Below are 19,044 nucleotides of genomic sequence, written 5' to 3'. Positions count from 1 at the left end.
TTAAGCTTGTCTAAAAACAACATAACGGATGTTCACGGTAATGCCAAGCTCCCATTACCGTATCGAGATGTCATTGATACATATTATTTGCCCCTCAAGGTCATGGGGTGGATCTTATTTAGCATCTATTCATTTATAGCTTTTTATAAATTGGTCATTGATCGCTTAGTAAATGTAGTAGTTGTTTTATTGCAAGGCGATTATTCTATCGGCGACTTAGGTTTGTTTGATTATAGTAGTTGGCGACTAACTACTAATTTTGTTCCCTTTGAAACGATTCTCCGCTATATAAACTACTCTCAATATTTTAATTGGGATATCATAATCGTTAACCTTCTTGGCAACTTATTAATTTTTACGCCAATGGGTTTTTTATTGCCATTATTGTCGAAAAAATTTCGCAAAGCATGGGTCATTATTTGTTTGGGCTTTTTTGCTAGTCTTGCTGTAGAAACCATTCAATTCATTTTTACAGTGGGTTCTGCGGATATTGATGATTTAATTTTGAATACGATTGGCGCATGGCTTGGCTATATAGCTTATAAAGGGATCTTAATTAGACCTAAAAAATGAGAAAGCAGTCCTGTTTTAAGGGCTGTTTTTTGCGTTAATAAAAATTTTGTTTAAAGAATGCTTACTGTAAAATGAATGTATGGATTATACGCTTAAAAATAGAGTCTTTATACCTAGCACTAAAAATAATTAGTATCTCTTTAGGTGGTTAGTATTAATTTTTGCTTGAATTTAATAGTGAAAATTCCGATAATGAGTGTACAGAAACTGTTCAGACGGTATAGATATAGTGAAAGAAGATATTTTCATATCTAGTATCTTATTAGCATATGAAGATAGAAGGGCGAGGTGAAAACTATGAAAATATCAAATTTAAGGGAGCAAGAGAGAATTTCATCGCAATATAATCGTAAAAAAATCTTGCAACGAAAAGAAGCCGGAGAAGCTTATCGCAAAAATGCGATGTATTTCCAGCCAAAGAAAAACCCAGCATTGCTTGAACTTGAAAATCTACTGTTAGGGCGTACCGATCAAGACTTATTTGAGCAGCAACAAGAAAAGTCAAAAGAAGTTACTCCTCAACAGCAAGCCATAATGGAAGACTTGCGACAAACAGAAAAGAATGTACGTGCTCATGAGCGATCCTATAAAGAAGGTACTAGTGATAGCGCAGAATCTTCTACTGTCGTCAATCCAGAGCAAAATGACACATTGCAAATTTTAGAGCAGGTGCGACATGCCGCATTAGCATCGACAGAGCCTTCTCCTCAAGATTTACAGGTGGCACAAAGCGTGAATGCGCAAATACAACATATATTAAACGATTCGTATACTGAAGAGGGCAAAATAGGTGAAGAAGAACCATCCTTTGTACGTGACATCATGGAAGTGAAGGTTCCTGAACGTTTCTCGAAGGAATTGAAATTGGATCCATTTGCAGATACAATTTTCGGTAAGAACTATGAGACTGCATTTAAATTAAGAACATTCCATCAGGTATCGGAAAAATATGCGGCTCATGTTCAAATGACGAAAAATGGCTATCGTCCAGACACGGACTCTATGTTCTCTTTGATAGCCTGATGCTGTAGATAGGAGATTATTGACATGGCAAAGGCAAAGCATGCGAAAACAAATGCAATTCGATTATTAGAACAACAAAAAATCCATTTTGATGTGATTGAATATGAAACGGGAGACGGTCAAGTTGATGGTGTCTCTGTTGCAGAAAAAATTGGTCACCCTGTCACGCGTGTGTTTAAAACATTGGTAGCAAAGGCAAGCGCACAAAAGCTATTTGTATTTATCATTCCAGTGGCAGAGGAGCTGGATTTAAAAGCTGCCGCAAAGGTAGTAGGGGAAAAGAAAATCGAAATGCTAGCGGTAAAGGATTTACTTGGTTATACCGGTTATGTACGTGGCGGATGTTCACCAGTGGGGATGAAGAAGTTATATCCAACAGTAATAGATGAATCTGCCCTAGGGCAAGATAGTATTATTGTGAGTGCGGGGAAAATAGGTATGCAAATCCATGTTCAGCTAGACGACTTGAAAAATATGACAAAGGCACAGCTTGCCCCTATTACAACTACCCATGTGTGAGAGAATGGGTAGTTTCTTTATGTATAATGGACAATCAAGTACAAGCGCAGTCTCTCAATTTTTTATAGAAAATGTGATACAGTTAGAGCAATATCATGCATAGAGAGAGGGATAGGAAATGCGTAAGATAATGGGGTGGCGTTGGACATTTTTTATTAGTGGCCTAATTGTGATGTCACTTGGCATCACGATGTCGATAAAGGGGAAAATTGTTGGCACAAGCCCTTGGGATGTCTTGCATGTTGGGTTATTTCAAAATTTTGGGTTAAGTATTGGGACATGGTCTATTATAACAGGGCTCTTTATAGTTGCTTCAACATCGATTGTGTTACGTGAATGGCCAAAGATAGGCACTTGGCTGAACATGCTGCTCATCGGCTCCTTCATTGATGTATTTAATTTGGTGCTGCCATCTACTGATGTTTATGGCTTGCAGATTACATATTTTATCATTGGTTTATTTGTTTTAAGTTTTGGCTGTGGGATGTATATTGCACCGAATATGGGTGCAGGTCCACGAGATACTTTAATGATGATACTTGTTGAAAAGTTTGGTGGCTCGATTAAAACAGCCAGAATGGGCATCGAAGTTCTGGTGACCATTGTTGGCTGGCTTTTAGGAGGACCAGTTGGCGTAGGGACGGTATTAATCGCTCTAACCTCAGGCTATATTGTGCAATATTCATTACCGTATTGTCGTAAAATATTAATGAAATGTATTGGGCATATAGAAGGAATGAAGCCATTCTATTAAACGATGAAGCTACTTAGATCTGTAAAAGATAGAAGTAGCTTTTCATCTTTTTTAGCGTTCTTTCATATAATGCAGGGCAGAAGCTAAAGGAGGAACGACATTTGAATGGAAATGTAACGTATTATTTTGGACACGCATTGACTGGGCAAGGTGTGAAACATTTATATAAAGAGATGATAGAAGAGGCGGAGCTTGTTTACTTTTTGCAAGGTGCCCCCACATTTAAAGGATCAGAGCTGTTAAAAGAGCTAGGGTATTTTTATGTGAAGCAGGGCTTTGCAGTCGAATGGTTTAAGCATGCTTTATTAGAGGAAGTAGTTGAGGCCGTTTATGTAAAGGGCTGTAACAGACTTTTTGTATGGGCCTCTGAATGGAATATCGAGCCAACTTTACTCGGTACAAAGCATCGCGTCATGTCCTTTTATGATTGTTTAGAGGAAGTACAGCTTGAAAAGGTTGGGGAGCAGCTTGCTGAGGCGATGCAGGAGCGTGCAACTTGGCGTGAAAAATGTATTGCAAAGCTGGATCAGGCAATCAAGCTTCATGATGACTGGGAGATTATCACGCAAAGCTGTATGAACTGGCAGGCATTAAATGAACAAGTGGAAAATTTAAAGACAGAAGTGTTCCAGTCAATTGTTTTAAATAAAACGGGTATACGGACACATCGTTTACTTGGAACACTAACGCCTAGAGGTGCGGAAAATACAGTTGAAAGTATTACAAAAAGTATAACGACTCGCTTCATGATTAAAGGTAAGCCTGGTACAGGTAAGTCTTCATTAATGAAGGGTTTAGCGGATGAGGCCAATGCTAGAGGTCTTGATGCACAAATTATATGGTGTGGTTTAGATGCAGGTTCAGTGGATATGGTCATTATTCCAGAGCTTAATTTCTGTATCTTTGATAGCACAGAGCCCCATGTCTTTGATCCACAGGATGGTAGATTAGGGGACAAAATTTTTGATATTGGGCAACATTGTGCACTTTCAGAGGAGGCAGAAACAGCAATTGAGGCAGTTCGAGCACACTACAAAGAAGCTATCCAGGATGCAATGGGTCATTCAAAGCGTTATGCTGAAGCCGAATATACAATCCGCCGTCTAGTGGATAATTGTCTATCCGCATCCTTATGGCGTGAAAAAACAGCGCCATTATTCGAAAGATTAACAAAGTAATGTAGCTAATGGCTTGCATGTGCTAAACTAGGAGCTAGAACAGTTTTCCTAGGAAAGGATGATACGCTTGTCAAAAGTATTGAATGCATTTTTAGATGAAAACCTACAAGCCTTACATGAACAAGGCTTATACAATGAAATTGATCCAGTAGAGGGAGCTAATGGCCCGATTATTCAAGTCCGTGGCAAAAATCTTGTTAACTTATCCTCTAACAACTATCTTGGCTTAGCAACAAATGAAGAATTAAAGCGTATTGCCAAAGAGACAATTGATAAATACGGTGTTGGTGCAGGTGCTGTTCGTACAATCAACGGGACACTTGATTTGCACGTTAAATTAGAAGAAAAGCTTGCTGAATTTAAAGGAACAGAAGCGGCTATTTCTTATCAATCTGGCTTTAATTGTAATATGGCAGCCATTTCAGCTGTAATGGATAAAAATGATGCGATTCTATCTGATCAATTAAACCATGCCTCTATTATTGATGGTTGTCGTTTATCAAAGGCGAAAATCATTGCGTTTAATCACTCCGATATGGATGATCTACGTGCTAAGGCAAAAGCAGCTAAAGAATCAGGATTATACAATAAAATCATGGTCATAACAGATGGTGTATTCTCAATGGATGGTGATATTGCTAAATTACCTGAGATTGTGGAAATTGCTAAAGAGTTTGATTTAATTACGTATGTCGATGATGCACATGGTTCAGGTGTAACAGGTAAAGGCAAAGGAACTGTGAAGCATTTTGGATTAGAAAAAGAAATTGACTTCCAAATTGGTACACTATCAAAAGCTATTGGTGTTGTGGGTGGCTATGTAGCAGGTAAGAAAAATTTAATTGATTGGCTGAAAGTTCGCTCTCGTCCATTCCTATTCTCAACAGCTCTACCACCTGGTGATGTAGCAGCCATTACAGCAGCTGTACAAATGCTGATTGATTCAACAGAGCTGCACGATAAGCTTTGGGATAATGGCAACTATTTAAAAGCTGGACTGGAGAAGCTTGGCTTTAATATCGGTGCATCTGAAACACCGATTACGCCTTGTATCATTGGGGATGAAAAGCTGACACAGGAATTTTCAAAACGTCTTTTTGAAGAAGGCGTTTATGCAAAATCAATTGTTTTCCCAACTGTGCCAAAAGGTACAGGACGTGTTCGTAATATGCCAACAGCGGCACATACAAAAGAAATGCTGGATGATGCGATTGCGATTTACGAAAAAGTTGGTCGTGAATTAGGCGTTATTCAATAAGAAAAAGGCTTCCTCATGGATGGGGAAGCCTTTTTGTGTGATAGAAAGTTGAAAGTGGTGGATAAAAGTGAAAAAATAGTCGATAGCAGCTCATAACTGATCGATAGCCACCTGAAAGTAGTCGATAGCTTTATTTCGAACCTATAATTTTGGCTGTTCTTAATTGCTGAATGTCTTCAGCGGAGATATTCAAAGCCTGTAAAATCTCCTCATTATGTTGTCCTAAAGTAGGTGCTGCACTTGTTAGGTGACCTGGTGTTTGTGAGAACTTGGCTGGGAAGCCTAATGTACGCATCGGTCCTGCAGTTGGGTGCTCATAGGACAAGACCATGCCACGCTCTAGAATATGTGGATCATTTAATGTTTGATCGTAGGAATAGATTGGGCTAGAGGGTACGCCGTGTTCATCCAATAGCGCTAGCCAGTAAATAGCTTGATGCTTGATTAATTCGCTCTCAATTTCTGCCTCCAGTACTTTCACATGTTGGGCACGTGAATAGTTGGTAGCAAAGAGGGGATTGTCTAACCAATCAGGTCGGTTGATAACTTTTGTTGCAAAAATCTCCCATAGCTTTTGATTGCCAGCACCTATTAAAATATAGTCGTCCTGCGTTTTGAAACCTTGATAGGGGGCGGATACCCGATGTGCTGTTCCGGTCCGCTCCGGTAGTTCGCCATGTCCAAAGTAAGCAGCGGCCTCCCATACAGTCCATGCTAGACCTGATTCCACTAAGGAAACATCAATATATTGCCCCTCGCCACTACGCAGCTTATAAATATAGGCCATTAAAATAGATTGTAATGCTGTTTGAGCAGCAGCAATATCATTCACGGCAAAGCCGACTTTTACAGGTCGACCATCCGCTTCACCCGTCATATGCATTAAGCCATTCAGACCCTGTGCCATAATATCATAGCCACCCTTTTGACTATACGGACCCGTTTGTCCATAGCCTGAAATAGAGCAATAAATAAGACCAGGATTGATAGCTTTTAATGTGTCATAATCAATACCAAGCTTTTTTGTGACACCTGGTCGATAGTTTTCCACAAGGACATCAACAGATTGGATAAGCTCTTTAAATAAAGCTAATCCCTCTGGCGTTTTTAAATTAATACAAACCCCTTTCTTATTGCGATTGACCATCATATACATATGGCTTTCTTCATTTATAAAAGGACCCATTGTACGGGTATCGTCTCCATTTGGATACTTCTCAATTTTGATAACCTCTGCACCCATATCTGCTAAGACCATCGTGCAATAAGGACCAGCTAATACTTGCGATAAATCAACAACTCTTAATCCTTGTAATGCTTGTTTCATTTAACCTCAGTCCCATCATGTTTGACTAATGTGATGTTGCGTAATCCTTTGATAGAGGTCGCACCTGCTAAAGCGATGGAAACCTTTAATTCATCATAAAGATTGGTCATCACCTTTTCGACGCCCTGTTGTCCTTCAAGGGCTAGCCCATAGACGAAAGGGCGTCCGATTGCAACGGCATCCGCTCCTAAAGCAAGTGCTTTTAAAGCATCCATGCCACGATAGACACCACTATCTAAAATAATAGGAATTTGTCCATTCACAACTTTCGCAATAGCAGGAAGTGCATCAAGTGAACCAATAACACCATCTAATTGACGGCCACCGTGGTTTGATACAATAATGCCATCAATACCATTGTCGATAGCTAGCTTCGCATCTTCAGGATGTAAGATTCCCTTCAATAGTATAGGAAGGTTTGTACGCTTTTTTAATTCTCGAACATGCTTCCAATTAAGTGTTGGGTGGAAGACATTTTGCAAGACACCTTGTACGTAGGACTCGAATGAATCATCAGGTAAAGTGGCTGTAAAAACGGGATCATTCATATAATTGCCTCGTGCATAGCCTAGCTTCAATGGTGAAAATTGATTGCGGACATCTTCTTCACGCCAACCAAGCATTACTGTATCGACAGTTAAAACAATCGCTTCAAATCCGGCTGCCTCCGCTCGTGCCACCATACTAAAAGCGATTTCTTCATTAGTAGACCAATATAATTGAAACCATTTTGTTGCAGAAGGAGCAGCTTGAGCAACTTCTTCAAGTGCATAAGTGGAAACGGTGCTTTGAATATAGGGCATGTTTAAATGCTTGGCAGCACGTACTACAGCAAGCTCACCTTCATCATGAACCATTCCGTTCATGCCGACGGGAGCAAAGAGCAATGGAGTTGGGTATGTTTTACCAAACAAATTAATCGATGTTTGAACATTTGAAACATCCTTTAAAAAGCGAGGAACTATAGAATACTTTTCGAAAGCTGCACGATTATTGCGCAGTGTTTGTTCACCACCAGCACCTGAACGGATATAGCCAAAAGGTCCAGCTTCGATTTTTTCCGCTACGGCCTTTTCTAAATCTGCAAAGCAAATGGGGAAGGGGGCTTGTGCAGTAATATTTTTTAAGAGTAGATCACCATCAGTTATGTTTGTCATCGTTACTACCTCACTTATTTATTGAAAATAGGCTTTCTTTTGTTTAAGAAGGCTTGAATACCTTCGTTATAATCATCTGAACTAAATGAATTAAGAACGATCTGTGCCAGCTCATCGCTTTCTTCGTTTTCACCATCTACAATTGCTTGGATCATTTTTTTGATGCCTGCGTTTGCAATGGATGATTTACTTAATAGATGTTCAGCAAAATGCAGCGTGGCACTTTCAATATCCTCTGGCTCATGTAAGGCTGTGATTAAACCGATGTTTTTTCCATCTTGTGCTGTAAAAATGTTGGCTGTGTATAAAATCTCTTTCGCCTTGGCAACACCAACAAGATTGATGAGACGCTTTGTACTTTCAAGATTATAGACAATACCAATATTCGCCGCTGTGATGCCAAGCTTACTCTTTGGTGTTGCCATTCTAAAATCACATGCGTTGGCTAGTTCTAAGCCACCACCAATGGCTAAACCCTGAATCATAGCAATTGTCGGGTGAGGAAATTTATAGAGGGTATCAATCGCCTTTAGAGCCAAATCATTATAGGCTTTGGCATTGTCCGCGGCATAACGAATATCTAAAAACTCGCTAATATCGGCACCAGATGAAAAGGCTACTTCATTAACGCCACGGACAATTAATAACTTAATAGAAGAATCTACACGTAGCTGCTCAAGTTGCTCTACTATGTTCTGAAACATCGCCTTTGATAAGGAATTCCGTTTATCAGGTCGGTTTAACACTAACGTTGCAATATAACCATTTTTCTCTACATAAATTTCAGTTGTCATTGTCATTCTCCTCTTAATCCTTTTTCAATTTCGCAGCGAAGCGGTTGCCGATGGATTGAATGCTTTGCACAAGAATGATTAAGATAAAGACAGTTGCATACATAACATCGACCTCATAGCGTAAATGACCATAACGATAGGCGAGGTCACCCAAACCTCCAGCACCAACCATTCCTGCCATAGCCGTAGCACCGATTAAACCAATTGTGGCAATTGTTAAGCCTAAAATAATAGATGGACGAGCTTCACGTAATAGCACATGCCAAATAATATGGCGACGTTTAATACCCATGGCTGTGTAGGCTTCTACCACTCCCGAATCCACCTCTAATAGCGCAGATTCCATCAGTCGAGCAATATAAGGAGCTGTATAGACAACTAGCGGAACGATAACACCTTTAACCCCAATTGTTGTGCCGACGATCAGCTTAGTAAAAGGTAGGATGAAGAATAATAAAATGATGAATGGAACAGAACGTATAATATTGATGACTAAATTAAAAAATTGATATAAAAATTTATTGTCAAAGGATTGACCTGGTCGTGTTAATACGATTAATAGTCCCAATGGAATCCCAATGAGAATGGAAAACAATAAAGAAATTCCGACCATTTGAAATGTTTCGATAATTGATTTGCCAATTACATCTGACCAATCTGTAAAAAAGCTTTGAATACTACTCATTGAATTCGCCTCCTAATTCTTCCACCGCGACGCCATTTTCCGTAAAATATGTAAGTGCCTTTTGGACAATGTGAAGCTCTCCATGTAAATGCACCACAATGTTACCAACAATGCCGTTTTTTAATTCAATAATATTTGCCGTTAAAATATTTGGTTGTACATCATACACTTTCGTAACTTCTGCTAGTAATGGCTTACCAGTACTTTCACCTAGGAAGGTTAAACGAATGACACTGCCTGAAACATTTAACTGCTCGATCAGGGAAGGGGATAAATTACGTTGTGAAATCGTATTTAAAAACTTTCTCGTTGTAGGATGCTTCGGTTTAGCAAAAAGTTCAATAGCCGTACCAAATTCCACCACTTTTCCTGATTCAAGAACAGAAACCTCATCACATATTTTCTGAATGACATTCATCTCATGTGTAATCAGCAGGATCGTAATGCCTAATTCACGGTTAATTTTTAACAACAATTCAAGAATGGCTTCGGTTGTTTCAGGGTCGAGTGCACTTGTTGCTTCGTCACTAAGTAGAACCTCTGGTTCCTGTGCCAAGGCACGTGCAATAGCAACACGTTGCTTTTGCCCACCTGAAAGTTGGTTAGGGTAGCTGTCTAGTTTGTCTGTTAATCCAACAATTTCAGCATATTTAGCCACACGGTTTTTTACCTCTTTCTCGTTATAGCCAAGTAGCTTTAAAGGAACAGCAATATTATGGTAAACGGTTGCCGTTTTTAATAGATTAAAATGTTGGAAAATCATCCCGATTTTTTGGCGTGTTTGCCGTAATTCATGAAGAGAAAGGGCAGTAATGTCCACATTGTCGATTAACACTTTTCCAGCTGTAGGTCGCTCTAGTAGATTGACGCAACGAATGAGTGTACTTTTACCTGCACCACTATAGCCAATCACACCATGAATTTGTCCTTTTTTTACATGGAGATTGATTCCATCTACAGCCTTAATGATGTCTTTTTTCGTCTTATATTCTTTTGAGATATTTTGTAATTGAATCATCCGATTGATTGCTCCTTTCTCAAGCTCCTAAAAAGCAAGAATCTGCTCGTTTTCCATAGAGGAATTTCGGCAGATTCTTCAGCTACTAGAAGCTTCCTGAATGTATTACCAGCTAGGGATTACTGAACCTTTGAATTCTTCTTCAATGAATTGGCGTACTTCATCAGATTGGTAAGCCTCAACGAACTTTTTAATTGTTGGGTCATTTTCATTTTCTGCACGTACCACAATATAGTTCACATATGGAGAGTCAGTAGATTCTAAAAGAATAGCGTCATCTTTAGGATTAATGCCAGCTTCCAATGCGAAGTTTGTATTAATAGCTGCTACATCTACTTCACTAAGCTGCTTAGGAATTTGAGCTGCCTCTAATTCGATGAATTTTAAATTCTTTTTGTTTTCTTCTACATCACGGATAGAGGCTGTTAAGTCTGCCCCATCTTTTAATTTTATATAGCCTGCTTCTTGTAAAACAAAGAGGGCACGAGCACCATTTGTTGGATCATTTGGTAAACCAAATGTTGCACCATCTGGAATGTCCTCAAAGGATTTATATTTTTCAGAGTAAATACCCATTGGATTTAAAATTGTTTTGCCTACTGGCACTAAATTTGTATCATGATCTTTATTAAACGTATCGAGGAAAGGCTCGTGTTGATAGCTATTCGCATCAAGATCTCCTTCAGATAAGGATGTATTAGGTAAAACATAATCAGAAAATGATTTAAGCTCTACTTCTAGCCCATTTTCTTTGGCTACTTTCGCTGCAACTTCTGCGATTTGTTCGTGTGGACCAGACGTGACACCTACGACGATTTTATTTTCATTAATTGCTTCAGCTTGACCTTTACTCTCTTCTTTAGAGCCACAACCTGCTAGAGCTGCTGCTAATGTAAGACTTGCTAAACCTACTAAAAATTTATTTTTCTTTTTCATGAAAACTACCTCCAAGATTGTTTTTATCGGTTTTTGAAAATAAAAAAACTCTCTTACAAACTAAGAGAGGCTCATGAAAAAATGTCCTCTCTTATCTATCAAACGATAATCGTTTGCAGGATTTAGCACCTTCCTTCTAAAAGGAGGTTGCCGAGCTTCATAGGGCCAGTCCCTCAGCTACTCTTGATAAGAGATTTATCATATTTTTTTGTAATTCCGATAGAACTAATATAATTTATAGGTTATAGTAAGTCAATAAATATTTTTTAAATTTTTTATATTATTATAATATTTCGTCATGAAAGAGGGATAGCAATGTCTGTAAGAGTTAATTATGGTATAGGTTCATTTGGCAAGGTTGTAAGTGCTCGATTGCTAATGGGTACAGACATTATTGAAGGAATGGAGGCACTTTGTGAGGAGAACCATATTGAGTCAGCAACAATTGTTAGCTGTATAGGTAGCCTTCAAAAGAGTAGCTTTGTTTATTTAGTACCTGATGAAACATCTCAGATTAACGTAAGTTTTAGCGATGTCATAAAAAAAGAAGGGCCACTTGAATTGATCCAAGGCTCTGGCGTAGTATGTAAGCGCGATGGGGGATATGAAACACATTTCCATGGTTCTATGAGTGATCAATGTGGCGTTGTGTCAGGGGGGCATTTAATGAAGAGGGGGAACCCTGTCATTACGGCTGACATAGTGCTAGCTGAGGTTCAAGGCATCCAGCACTTTCGAAAATTTGATGAAGAAACAGGCCATGTTCAATTTTATCCATTAGAACACGGTTTACAGCAGCCAAGGAAAATTGAAAAATAGCGAAAATGTACTAACTTTTCTTTTCACTGAGTTGCATGTTCCTTCCTGAATTAAAAAATGTTAGACCGAGCTTATAATCGGTCTAACATTTTTACTTTTGTCCCAGCCTCATGTCATGGTTAAGGGTTGAATAATTGTAATTGTTCGATTCTATGGATTGCTTCACGTAAGCGTTCCTCGCTAACAAGTAAACCAACACGGATATAGCCTTCGCCATATCGGCCGAAGCCATTGCCTGCTGCTACAGCGATATCAGCCTTTTCCAATAATAAATCGGCAAACTGCTCGCTAGTATAGCCGAATGGTACAGGGAGCCATGCGAAGAAGGAGCCTTTTGGAGCCGTTACATGCCAACCAATTCTTTGAGCTTCTTCAATGAGTACATTGCGGCGACCTTCATAGGTAGCTCGCAGTTCATCCACACATTCTTGGGAAGCTGTAAGTGCCGTTGCTGCTGCTTGTTGAATAGCAGGGAATTGACTACAAAACAGATGATCCTGAATTAGATTAATGGCAGCAATAATGTCGGCATTACCGACAGCGAAGCCTATACGCCAGCCTGCCATATTATAAGTTTTAGAGAGTGTGTACATTTCAATTCCTATTTCTTTTGCCCCCTCAGCTTGTAGGAAGCTAATAGGTTTATTACCGTCAAATCCTATTGCCCCATAAGCAAAATCATGTGATACGATAATATTGTGTTCCTTCGCAAAGCGAACGGTCTCTTCAAAAAACGCAAGTGTTGCTGTACCACCTGTAGGGTTGTTCGGGTAATTTAGGTAAAGTAGCTTCGCCTTCTCTTTCACTTCATCAGGTAATGTATGATAATTAGGTAAGAAATCATTTGCAGCTAAAAGTGGCATCACTTCAAAATGGACATCACCTAATACGACACCTGATAAGTAATCTGGATAGCCAGGGTCTGGTAAGAGCATTGTATCACCTGGATTTAATACGGCTAAAGGTAGCTCAACGAGTCCAATTTTTGTCCCGCCAAGAATCGCTACCTCTGTGTCAGGATTTAGATTCACATTATATTCACGTTTATAATAGTCGGCAGCTGCTTGGCGTAATTCAGCGATACCGCGAAATGGTGAATATTTGTGATTTTGTGGATTTTCAGCCGCCTCCTGTAATGCTTGAATGATATGAGGGGGCGTTGGTTGATCGGGATTTCCTTGACCAAGATTAATGACATCGCGACCTTCTTCTAAGGCATTATTTACTTTTTGAACTAACGCTGCAAAAAATTGAGTGGGTAGTTGCTGTAGTTTTTTAGAGAATTCCATGCATGATCACCCTTTTCAGAATATAATAATTATTATTGAAGAATATGAAGCAAATAGTATTACTTTTTTTGTTAATTGTCTAGAGGAGGAATGGCTATGAAAATCGGTTGTATTCAATTAAATGTTGGCTTTGGCAAAGTAGAAGAAAATTTTGCACGAGCTGAGGACAAGATTCGAGAAGTGGCAAAAAAAGGAGCAGAAATCATTGTGCTGCCTGAAATGTGGAATACAGGCTATGCGTTAGAGAAGCTGCCTGAACTAGCGGATGTCGATGGTGAACGTACGAAATCCTTCTTGGCTGAATTAGCACAGGAACTTGGTGTACATATTGTAGGTGGTTCTGTTTCAACGAAGAAAGGCGACAAATTTTATAATACGATGTATACATTTGATCGCAATGGAGAACTTGTAGGGGAATATAGCAAAGCACATCTTTTCCGTTTAATGAATGAGCATCTCTACTTAGAAGCAGGGGATGAAATGAATCGATTTGCTCTAGGAGATATTGAAGCTGCTGGGGTCATTTGCTATGATATTCGTTTCCCAGAATGGTTACGTGCACACGCATTACAAGGAGCAAAGGTATTATTTGTACCAGCCCAGTGGCCAACACCAAGGATTGATCATTGGAAAACATTGCTGCAAGCTCGTGCGATTGAGAACCAATGTTTTGTAATAGCAGTTAATCGCATTTCAAAAAAGGTAGAAAACTTTAATGGCCAATCGATGATCATACAGCCTTGGGGAGAAGTACTTTGGATCGGTGCAGAGGATGAAGAAGTAGCGGTGATTGATGTAGATTTTTCTATTGTCGATGAAGTACGTGGAAGAATTCCAGTTTATGACGACCGTAGACCAGGACTATATCATGATGTTGTCGTGAAAGGCTAATAGAGGGGCACGCTCAAGAGGGAGTAATCTTTTGAGCGTGCCATCTTTTTTCTAGCCCTTATCCTCAATCAATGAATTTGCCAATAGCATAAATTCTAATGTAATGCGGTTATGTCCTTTCATGAAATTTTCACCTAGTAAACCTTCAAGCTTTCTTAAGCGGTGATAGAGTGTTTGACGAACAATAAATAATTGGTTGGCTGTTTGCTGCTTGGAGCCATTTGTTTGTAAATAAACCTGTAATGTTTCAAGAAGCTTGCTATTGTATTTTTTATCGTACTCAATAACGGGCTGTAAATAATCGTAAATCACTTCCTGTAAATTCACTTGCATTTGTAATTTATAGATTAAATGATATAAATGCAAATCATCATAAAAGAAAGAGGACGTTTGCACTTTGCGGCAAATATATAAAGTTTCTAAAGCAGTTTGATAGCTTTTAGGAATTTCTTCTACATCGCAAACAACCTTTCCAACGGCTATTTGAAAACCTTGTGCTTGCTGCTTTTTATAAAAGTCGGTATTGGGCAGTGTGGAAAAAATGCTATTCAATATGTCACGAATAGCTTTACTGTCTTTCATATGAAGTAAAATAAAAATAATATAGCTTTTTCTTTCGAATAAAAATGGCATAAATCCATGTTGCTCAAAGAGATTTCGATAATAAAGCTTACTATAGACCATATCCTCCTGTGTCTTTGTCATTGTAGTAGGAGAGGATAAAATAAAGACAGCTCCATTAGATTGTGTATAGCCCGCGTAATGTGTAACGATAAATTTATAGATTTCTTCCTTAGATAATTTTTGATCAATCCAATCGACTAAAATTGTAGCATCCTCAATATTCTTTTTTTCCTCAATATAAAACTCTCGCATTAATAGCTGTGCCAGCGCCGTTGCTGTACGATCTAATATTAATAATTCAAACTCTGAAAATAGTCCATCCTCTCGATAGAGTGTTAAATTTGCATAATGCTGATCAAAGATAAAAATAGGCCCATGTTTAAATTGCTGAGCAGACTTGTTCAATGTTAATAGCTGCTGACGTTTTTGGTGTGTCGTATTGGGGAAAAAAATAGGATTGCGTCCCTTAATGGAAAACATGATTTGTGTTTTTAATTCATTATACATATTTTGTAAAATATCTTCTGTATTTTGTCCTAAGACAGCATTTTTGTTCAAAGCTTGTGCATAAGATTCTAGCGAAGAAATCATTAAATATTGCTGATTGATAATTTGGCTATGTAAATCCTGCGTAATACGAACAAAAGGAACTGCCTCATGAAAAACAATAATGGGAAACTGATGCCGGTTTGCCAGTGCTAGTATTGCTTTTGGAACGGTCTGAATATAAGAGCCATACTCAATACAAAGAGCAGCACAATTTTTTTGAATGATGGCTTCTACAAATGCGGTAAAATTAGCGATACTATGCTGGAGACTAATTCCTGTTGTTAATACTAACTCCTCACCAACTAAAAAATGATCAACTTGTACGATTTCAAGAACATGTACCCATTTGATAATCCTTGATAATCCTTCATGACCTGCCACAACCTCTGCCTTATGAAAATACTTATTTTCCAAAACATCTAGTACTTTAAGTTGAAACGGACTCAATTTAGCCCCTCCCTTAGTTGTATGTATTGTATATTTTTTCTGTTTGATGATTTATATTTTCTTATAAATTCGTGGATATAGTATTTTAAGAATATTTAGTCTATTTTACATTATGTTTAAAACAAAAGTATATAATTTTACAGTTTGTCTATTACTTCAACGTTATGAAACATGTAAAATTTTTGTAAGCGATCAAGCAATCTACTAAAAGGGGTGACAGATATGGAGCAACAAACGCATTTACAAAGAGGGTTAAAGAAGCGGCATATGACGATGATTGCTATTGCAGGAGTAATCGGTGCTGGCCTATTTATGGGGAGTGGTTCAGTTATTAATTTAGCTGGTCCAGGGGCCATTTTATCGTATATATTTGCAGGAATTATCGTTATTTTAGTTATGCGTATGCTAGGCGAAATGGCAGCTGTTAATCCAACGAGTGGCTCATTTGCACATTATGCGCATGAAGCCATTGGCCCGTGGGCAGGTTTTATGATTGGATGGCTGTACTGGTTTTTCTGGGTCATTGCGATTGCACTAGAAGCAACAGCAGCGGCAGCCATTATTCAATATTGGTATGACGGGATGCCTTTATGGCTATTAAGTTTGTTACTAACCGTAGCACTTACTTTAACGAATGTTCTTTCTGTCAAAGCATTTGGTGAGTTTGAGTATTGGTTCTCTCTTATTAAGGTTGCAAGTATAGTGGTTTTCCTTGGTCTTGGTGCCTTCATTATTTTTGGCATCGCCCCAAACTTTAATGCTGTAGGTATGACCAATCTAGTCGGGCAAGGTGGTTTTTTACCTAATGGTTTTGGTGCTGTTCTAATGGGTGTCGTCATTGTTATTTTCTCCTTCATGGGAACAGAAATTGTGGCCATTGCTGCTGGTGAATCAGATGAACCATTAGCTGCTGTAACGAAAGCTACCAATTCCATTACTTGGCGGATTTTAATTTTCTATGTGGGCTCTATAGCGGTTGTTGTAACGCTATTGCCTTGGCATTCCTCCGATATTTTAACAAGTCCTTATGTAGCGGTACTCGATTATATTGGAATTCCTGCTGCCGCACAAATTATGAATTTTGTTGTGTTAACAGCGGTGCTATCGTGTTTAAATTCAGCACTTTATGCAACATCACGCATGGTATTTTCTTTAGCAGAAAAGGGAGAAGCGCCAAAAGCATTTTTAAAATTAAACAAAAAGGGTGCACCTGTCAATGCCATTTTAGCAGCAACATTTTTCTCGTATATTGCAGTCATTATGAATTATGTTTCACCAGATAAAGTTTTTATGTTTTTACTGAGCTCTTGTAGTGCGATTACTTTAATACTTTATTTAATCATTGCCTTTTCACAATTAAGAATGCGACGCAAGATTGAACAAGAAAATTTAGAGCTATTAAAGGTGAAGATGTGGTTTTTCCCTTATTTAACGTATTTCACAATACTCGCTACAACAGCTTTATTAATGGCGATGTTCTTTATAGAGTCTATGCGCTCACAAATTTTATTTACATGCGTTGTCGTCGCTATTGTGATGATTTTCTATGTGCTTACTCAAAAGAAAAAGACGATTAAACAACCCGATGAATCAAGTTCTATTTTTAGCAAAGAAGAATTCGATTTTGAACAATAATACGATAAAGGAGTGGTCTAATTATGACAGTTCAGCAAGAAATGAAAACGCTCACACATTTTATCCAAGGGGAAGAGGTAGCTGGTACAAGTGGCCGATTTTCAGAGGTTTATAATCCATCAACAGGAGAGGTTATTGCAACAGTACCACTTGCTTCAAGAGATGAGGTAAAGCATGCTATTCAGCTTGCAAAAGAAGCCTTTCCAGCATGGAAAAAACGATCAATTGGTAAACGGGTAGAAGTGTTACATCGATTCCGTCAGTTGTTAGTAGAAAAACAGGAAGAGCTTATCGATGTGATTTGTCAGGAAAGTGGTAAAACAAAGGACGATGCAAAAGGTGAAATCGTTCGTGGTATTGAATCCGTTGATATGGCGATCAGTGCACCGCAAATGCTAAAAGGAGAGTACTCAGTCAATGTAGGTGGTAATATAAATGCCTTTTCTGCCAAATCACCACTCGGCGTAGTGGCAACTATCGCACCATTTAATTTCCCTGTTATGGTACCGCTTGCGATTACAAGCATGGCTGTGGCAGTAGGAAATGCCGTTATATTAAAGCCATCAGAGCGCGTACCGATGTCCGCTCTCTATATAAGTCAATTATGGAAAGAGGCAGGTTTACCAGATGGCATTTGGACTGTTGTCAATGGAGATAAAGAGGCTGTCAATGAACTATTAGAAAATAAAGAGATTCAAGCTATCTCATTTGTTGGCTCAACACCTGTTGCTGAATATATTTATCAAACAGGAACAAAGCACAATAAACGTGTTGCGGCATTTGGTGGTGGGAAGAACTTTATGATTGTGATGCCAGATGCCAACCTAGAACAAACGGCGAATGCCTTTTTAGGAGCAGCGTATGGTGCAGCATCACAGCGCTGTATGGCGATTTCAGGTGCACTTGTTGTAGGCAAAGATACCGAACAACGGTTTACGGAACTATTAAAAAATAAAATCTCTCAACTAAAGGTTGGACCCTATACAGAAAAAGACGTCGATTTCGGACCAGTCATCACTAAAGAGTCGAAAAGAACGATTATTCGTTCTATCGATGAGGCAGTCACTGAAGGGGCAAATCTTGTGATTGACGGAAGAAATCCGAAAGTATGTGAAACGTCAAATGGCTTTTATCTTGGCCCAACCCTCCTTAATAATGTCACATCGGAAATGAAGATCTTTAAAGAAGAGGTCTTTGGTCCAGCACGTATTGTTGTAGGGGTGGACTCATTACAAGAGGCAATAGATTTAATCAATAACCATGAGCTTGGCAATGGGGTAACCATGTTTACAAGCAGTGGAGCAGCAGCACGGAAATTCCAAGAGGAAATAGAAGTCGGCATGGTAGGTGTGAACGTACCTATACCAATCCCTGTTGGCTATCATAACTTTGGTGGATGGAAACGTTCTAAGTTCGGTGAAGGGCATATGTTTGGCCCAGATCAGGCAAGGTTCTTTACAAAGGCCAAAACGATTTCTGAGCGCTGGCCAGATGAAACGGAGGATACAACAAGTTCCTTTGCGTTCCCAAGTAATAATGATGCGAAAAACTAATATAGTGAGGGGTGT

Annotated in this window: 18 protein-coding genes and 1 riboswitch; of the genes, 10 read left to right on the top strand and 8 right to left on the bottom strand. The window is 38.8% G+C overall.

Annotation, left to right across the window (positions count from 1 at the left end; all coding sequences use genetic code 11):
* Window positions 1–6 precede the first annotated feature (6 nt).
* The 6 genes from MHI34_RS04745 to MHI34_RS04720 all read left to right on the top strand — a co-directional run bounded on the left by MHI34_RS04745 (window position 7) and on the right by MHI34_RS04720 (window position 5,305).
* Window positions 7–573 (top strand): VanZ family protein, encoded by a 567-nt coding sequence (locus MHI34_RS04745; protein WP_036117477.1) that lies wholly within the window; start codon window positions 7–9, stop codon window positions 571–573.
* 297 nt (window positions 574–870) lie between these two features.
* Window positions 871–1,596, top strand: a complete 726-nt coding sequence (locus MHI34_RS04740) for a hypothetical protein (protein ID WP_330493608.1) — start codon at window positions 871–873, stop codon at window positions 1,594–1,596.
* 24 nt (window positions 1,597–1,620) lie between these two features.
* A complete protein-coding gene (ybaK, locus tag MHI34_RS04735; RefSeq protein ID WP_141903935.1) occupies window positions 1,621–2,115 on the top strand; it encodes a Cys-tRNA(Pro) deacylase in 495 nt (164 codons plus the stop codon).
* Between the two features lie 118 nt (window positions 2,116–2,233).
* Window positions 2,234–2,869 (top strand): YitT family protein, encoded by a 636-nt coding sequence (locus MHI34_RS04730; protein ID WP_036117471.1) that lies wholly within the window; start codon window positions 2,234–2,236, stop codon window positions 2,867–2,869.
* Between the two features lie 101 nt (window positions 2,870–2,970).
* Window positions 2,971–4,047, top strand: coding sequence for a nucleotide kinase (locus tag MHI34_RS04725; protein WP_036117469.1), 1,077 nt, complete (start codon window positions 2,971–2,973; stop codon window positions 4,045–4,047).
* A 58-nt stretch (window positions 4,048–4,105) separates the two neighbouring features.
* Window positions 4,106–5,305, top strand: a complete 1,200-nt coding sequence (locus MHI34_RS04720; protein WP_170829839.1) for a glycine C-acetyltransferase — start codon at window positions 4,106–4,108, stop codon at window positions 5,303–5,305.
* Between the two features lie 130 nt (window positions 5,306–5,435).
* Here the strand turns inward: MHI34_RS04720 and MHI34_RS04715 are convergent, their stop codons facing one another.
* The 6 genes from MHI34_RS04715 to MHI34_RS04690 all read right to left on the bottom strand — a co-directional run bounded on the left by MHI34_RS04715 (window position 5,436) and on the right by MHI34_RS04690 (window position 11,222).
* On the bottom strand, window positions 5,436–6,632 hold the full coding sequence (locus MHI34_RS04715) for a CoA transferase (protein WP_058843615.1): 1,197 nt from the start codon (window positions 6,630–6,632) through the stop codon (window positions 5,436–5,438).
* The gene (locus MHI34_RS04710) at window positions 6,629–7,789 is read right to left on the bottom strand and encodes an alpha-hydroxy acid oxidase (protein WP_342504161.1); all 1,161 of its coding nucleotides are present in this window, start codon (window positions 7,787–7,789) and stop codon (window positions 6,629–6,631) included. The genes MHI34_RS04715 and MHI34_RS04710 overlap by 4 nt, the downstream gene beginning before the upstream one ends.
* A gap of 14 nt (window positions 7,790–7,803) precedes the next feature.
* The gene (locus tag MHI34_RS04705) at window positions 7,804–8,583 is read right to left on the bottom strand and encodes an enoyl-CoA hydratase-related protein (RefSeq protein WP_058843617.1); all 780 of its coding nucleotides are present in this window, start codon (window positions 8,581–8,583) and stop codon (window positions 7,804–7,806) included.
* A 13-nt stretch (window positions 8,584–8,596) separates the two neighbouring features.
* Window positions 8,597–9,268, bottom strand: coding sequence for a methionine ABC transporter permease (locus MHI34_RS04700; RefSeq protein ID WP_036117459.1), 672 nt, complete (start codon window positions 9,266–9,268; stop codon window positions 8,597–8,599).
* Window positions 9,261–10,286 (bottom strand): ATP-binding cassette domain-containing protein, encoded by a 1,026-nt coding sequence (locus MHI34_RS04695; protein WP_036117457.1) that lies wholly within the window; start codon window positions 10,284–10,286, stop codon window positions 9,261–9,263. Before MHI34_RS04695 ends, MHI34_RS04700 begins: the two co-directional genes overlap by 8 nt.
* A gap of 105 nt (window positions 10,287–10,391) precedes the next feature.
* Window positions 10,392–11,222 (bottom strand): MetQ/NlpA family ABC transporter substrate-binding protein, encoded by an 831-nt coding sequence (locus MHI34_RS04690; RefSeq protein WP_342504160.1) that lies wholly within the window; start codon window positions 11,220–11,222, stop codon window positions 10,392–10,394.
* 88 nt (window positions 11,223–11,310) lie between these two features.
* Window positions 11,311–11,415, bottom strand: a riboswitch (SAM riboswitch).
* A gap of 122 nt (window positions 11,416–11,537) precedes the next feature.
* On the opposite strand from MHI34_RS04690, the gene MHI34_RS04685 reads away from it, so the two are divergent.
* Window positions 11,538–12,041 (top strand): PPC domain-containing DNA-binding protein, encoded by a 504-nt coding sequence (locus MHI34_RS04685; RefSeq protein WP_036117453.1) that lies wholly within the window; start codon window positions 11,538–11,540, stop codon window positions 12,039–12,041.
* Between the two features lie 119 nt (window positions 12,042–12,160).
* On the opposite strand, the gene MHI34_RS04680 is transcribed toward MHI34_RS04685, so the two are convergent.
* The gene (locus MHI34_RS04680) at window positions 12,161–13,330 is read right to left on the bottom strand and encodes a pyridoxal phosphate-dependent aminotransferase (RefSeq protein WP_342504159.1); all 1,170 of its coding nucleotides are present in this window, start codon (window positions 13,328–13,330) and stop codon (window positions 12,161–12,163) included.
* A 96-nt stretch (window positions 13,331–13,426) separates the two neighbouring features.
* Here MHI34_RS04680 and MHI34_RS04675 point away from each other — a divergent pair, with 96 nt between their 5' ends.
* Window positions 13,427–14,221 (top strand): carbon-nitrogen family hydrolase, encoded by a 795-nt coding sequence (locus MHI34_RS04675; RefSeq protein WP_342504158.1) that lies wholly within the window; start codon window positions 13,427–13,429, stop codon window positions 14,219–14,221.
* A 51-nt stretch (window positions 14,222–14,272) separates the two neighbouring features.
* Here MHI34_RS04675 and MHI34_RS04670 read toward each other — a convergent pair whose 3' ends face one another.
* Window positions 14,273–15,841: a PucR family transcriptional regulator ligand-binding domain-containing protein gene (locus MHI34_RS04670; RefSeq protein ID WP_342504157.1), complete on the bottom strand. Its 1,569-nt coding sequence runs from the start codon at window positions 15,839–15,841 to the stop codon at window positions 14,273–14,275.
* A gap of 222 nt (window positions 15,842–16,063) precedes the next feature.
* Between MHI34_RS04670 and MHI34_RS04665 the strand changes: the two genes are divergently transcribed.
* Window positions 16,064–17,476: an amino acid permease gene (locus tag MHI34_RS04665; RefSeq protein WP_058843621.1), complete on the top strand. Its 1,413-nt coding sequence runs from the start codon at window positions 16,064–16,066 to the stop codon at window positions 17,474–17,476.
* Between the two features lie 23 nt (window positions 17,477–17,499).
* Window positions 17,500–19,029: a CoA-acylating methylmalonate-semialdehyde dehydrogenase gene (locus MHI34_RS04660; protein ID WP_342504156.1), complete on the top strand. Its 1,530-nt coding sequence runs from the start codon at window positions 17,500–17,502 to the stop codon at window positions 19,027–19,029.
* Window positions 19,030–19,044: the final 15 nt, after the last annotated feature.

Source organism: Lysinibacillus sp. FSL L8-0126 (assembly GCF_038630385.1).
In the GTDB taxonomy this organism is placed as follows: Bacteria; Bacillota; Bacilli; order Bacillales_A; family Planococcaceae; genus Lysinibacillus; species Lysinibacillus fusiformis_D.
Note: the sequence above shows the minus strand (reverse complement) of the source record. Positions and strands in the feature narration are given on the sequence as shown.

What these genes read in the sequence shown, in the direction of transcription:
- MHI34_RS04705 (WP_058843617.1), bottom strand. Translation starts at nt 8,583, where the DNA reads ATGACAACTGAAATTTATGTAGAGAAAAATGGTTATATTGCAACGTTA.
- MHI34_RS04690 (WP_342504160.1), bottom strand. Translation starts at nt 11,222, where the DNA reads ATGAAAAAGAAAAATAAATTTTTAGTAGGTTTAGCAAGTCTTACATTA.
- ybaK (WP_141903935.1), top strand. Translation starts at nt 1,621, where the DNA reads ATGGCAAAGGCAAAGCATGCGAAAACAAATGCAATTCGATTATTAGAA.
- MHI34_RS04685 (WP_036117453.1), top strand. Translation starts at nt 11,538, where the DNA reads ATGTCTGTAAGAGTTAATTATGGTATAGGTTCATTTGGCAAGGTTGTA.
- MHI34_RS04740 (WP_330493608.1), top strand. Translation starts at nt 871, where the DNA reads ATGAAAATATCAAATTTAAGGGAGCAAGAGAGAATTTCATCGCAATAT.
- MHI34_RS04715 (WP_058843615.1), bottom strand. Translation starts at nt 6,632, where the DNA reads ATGAAACAAGCATTACAAGGATTAAGAGTTGTTGATTTATCGCAAGTA.
- MHI34_RS04660 (WP_342504156.1), top strand. Translation starts at nt 17,500, where the DNA reads ATGACAGTTCAGCAAGAAATGAAAACGCTCACACATTTTATCCAAGGG.
- MHI34_RS04665 (WP_058843621.1), top strand. Translation starts at nt 16,064, where the DNA reads ATGGAGCAACAAACGCATTTACAAAGAGGGTTAAAGAAGCGGCATATG.
- MHI34_RS04730 (WP_036117471.1), top strand. Translation starts at nt 2,234, where the DNA reads ATGCGTAAGATAATGGGGTGGCGTTGGACATTTTTTATTAGTGGCCTA.
- MHI34_RS04700 (WP_036117459.1), bottom strand. Translation starts at nt 9,268, where the DNA reads ATGAGTAGTATTCAAAGCTTTTTTACAGATTGGTCAGATGTAATTGGC.
- MHI34_RS04675 (WP_342504158.1), top strand. Translation starts at nt 13,427, where the DNA reads ATGAAAATCGGTTGTATTCAATTAAATGTTGGCTTTGGCAAAGTAGAA.
- MHI34_RS04720 (WP_170829839.1), top strand. Translation starts at nt 4,106, where the DNA reads ATGATACGCTTGTCAAAAGTATTGAATGCATTTTTAGATGAAAACCTA.
- MHI34_RS04695 (WP_036117457.1), bottom strand. Translation starts at nt 10,286, where the DNA reads ATGATTCAATTACAAAATATCTCAAAAGAATATAAGACGAAAAAAGAC.
- MHI34_RS04680 (WP_342504159.1), bottom strand. Translation starts at nt 13,330, where the DNA reads ATGGAATTCTCTAAAAAACTACAGCAACTACCCACTCAATTTTTTGCA.
- MHI34_RS04710 (WP_342504161.1), bottom strand. Translation starts at nt 7,789, where the DNA reads ATGACAAACATAACTGATGGTGATCTACTCTTAAAAAATATTACTGCA.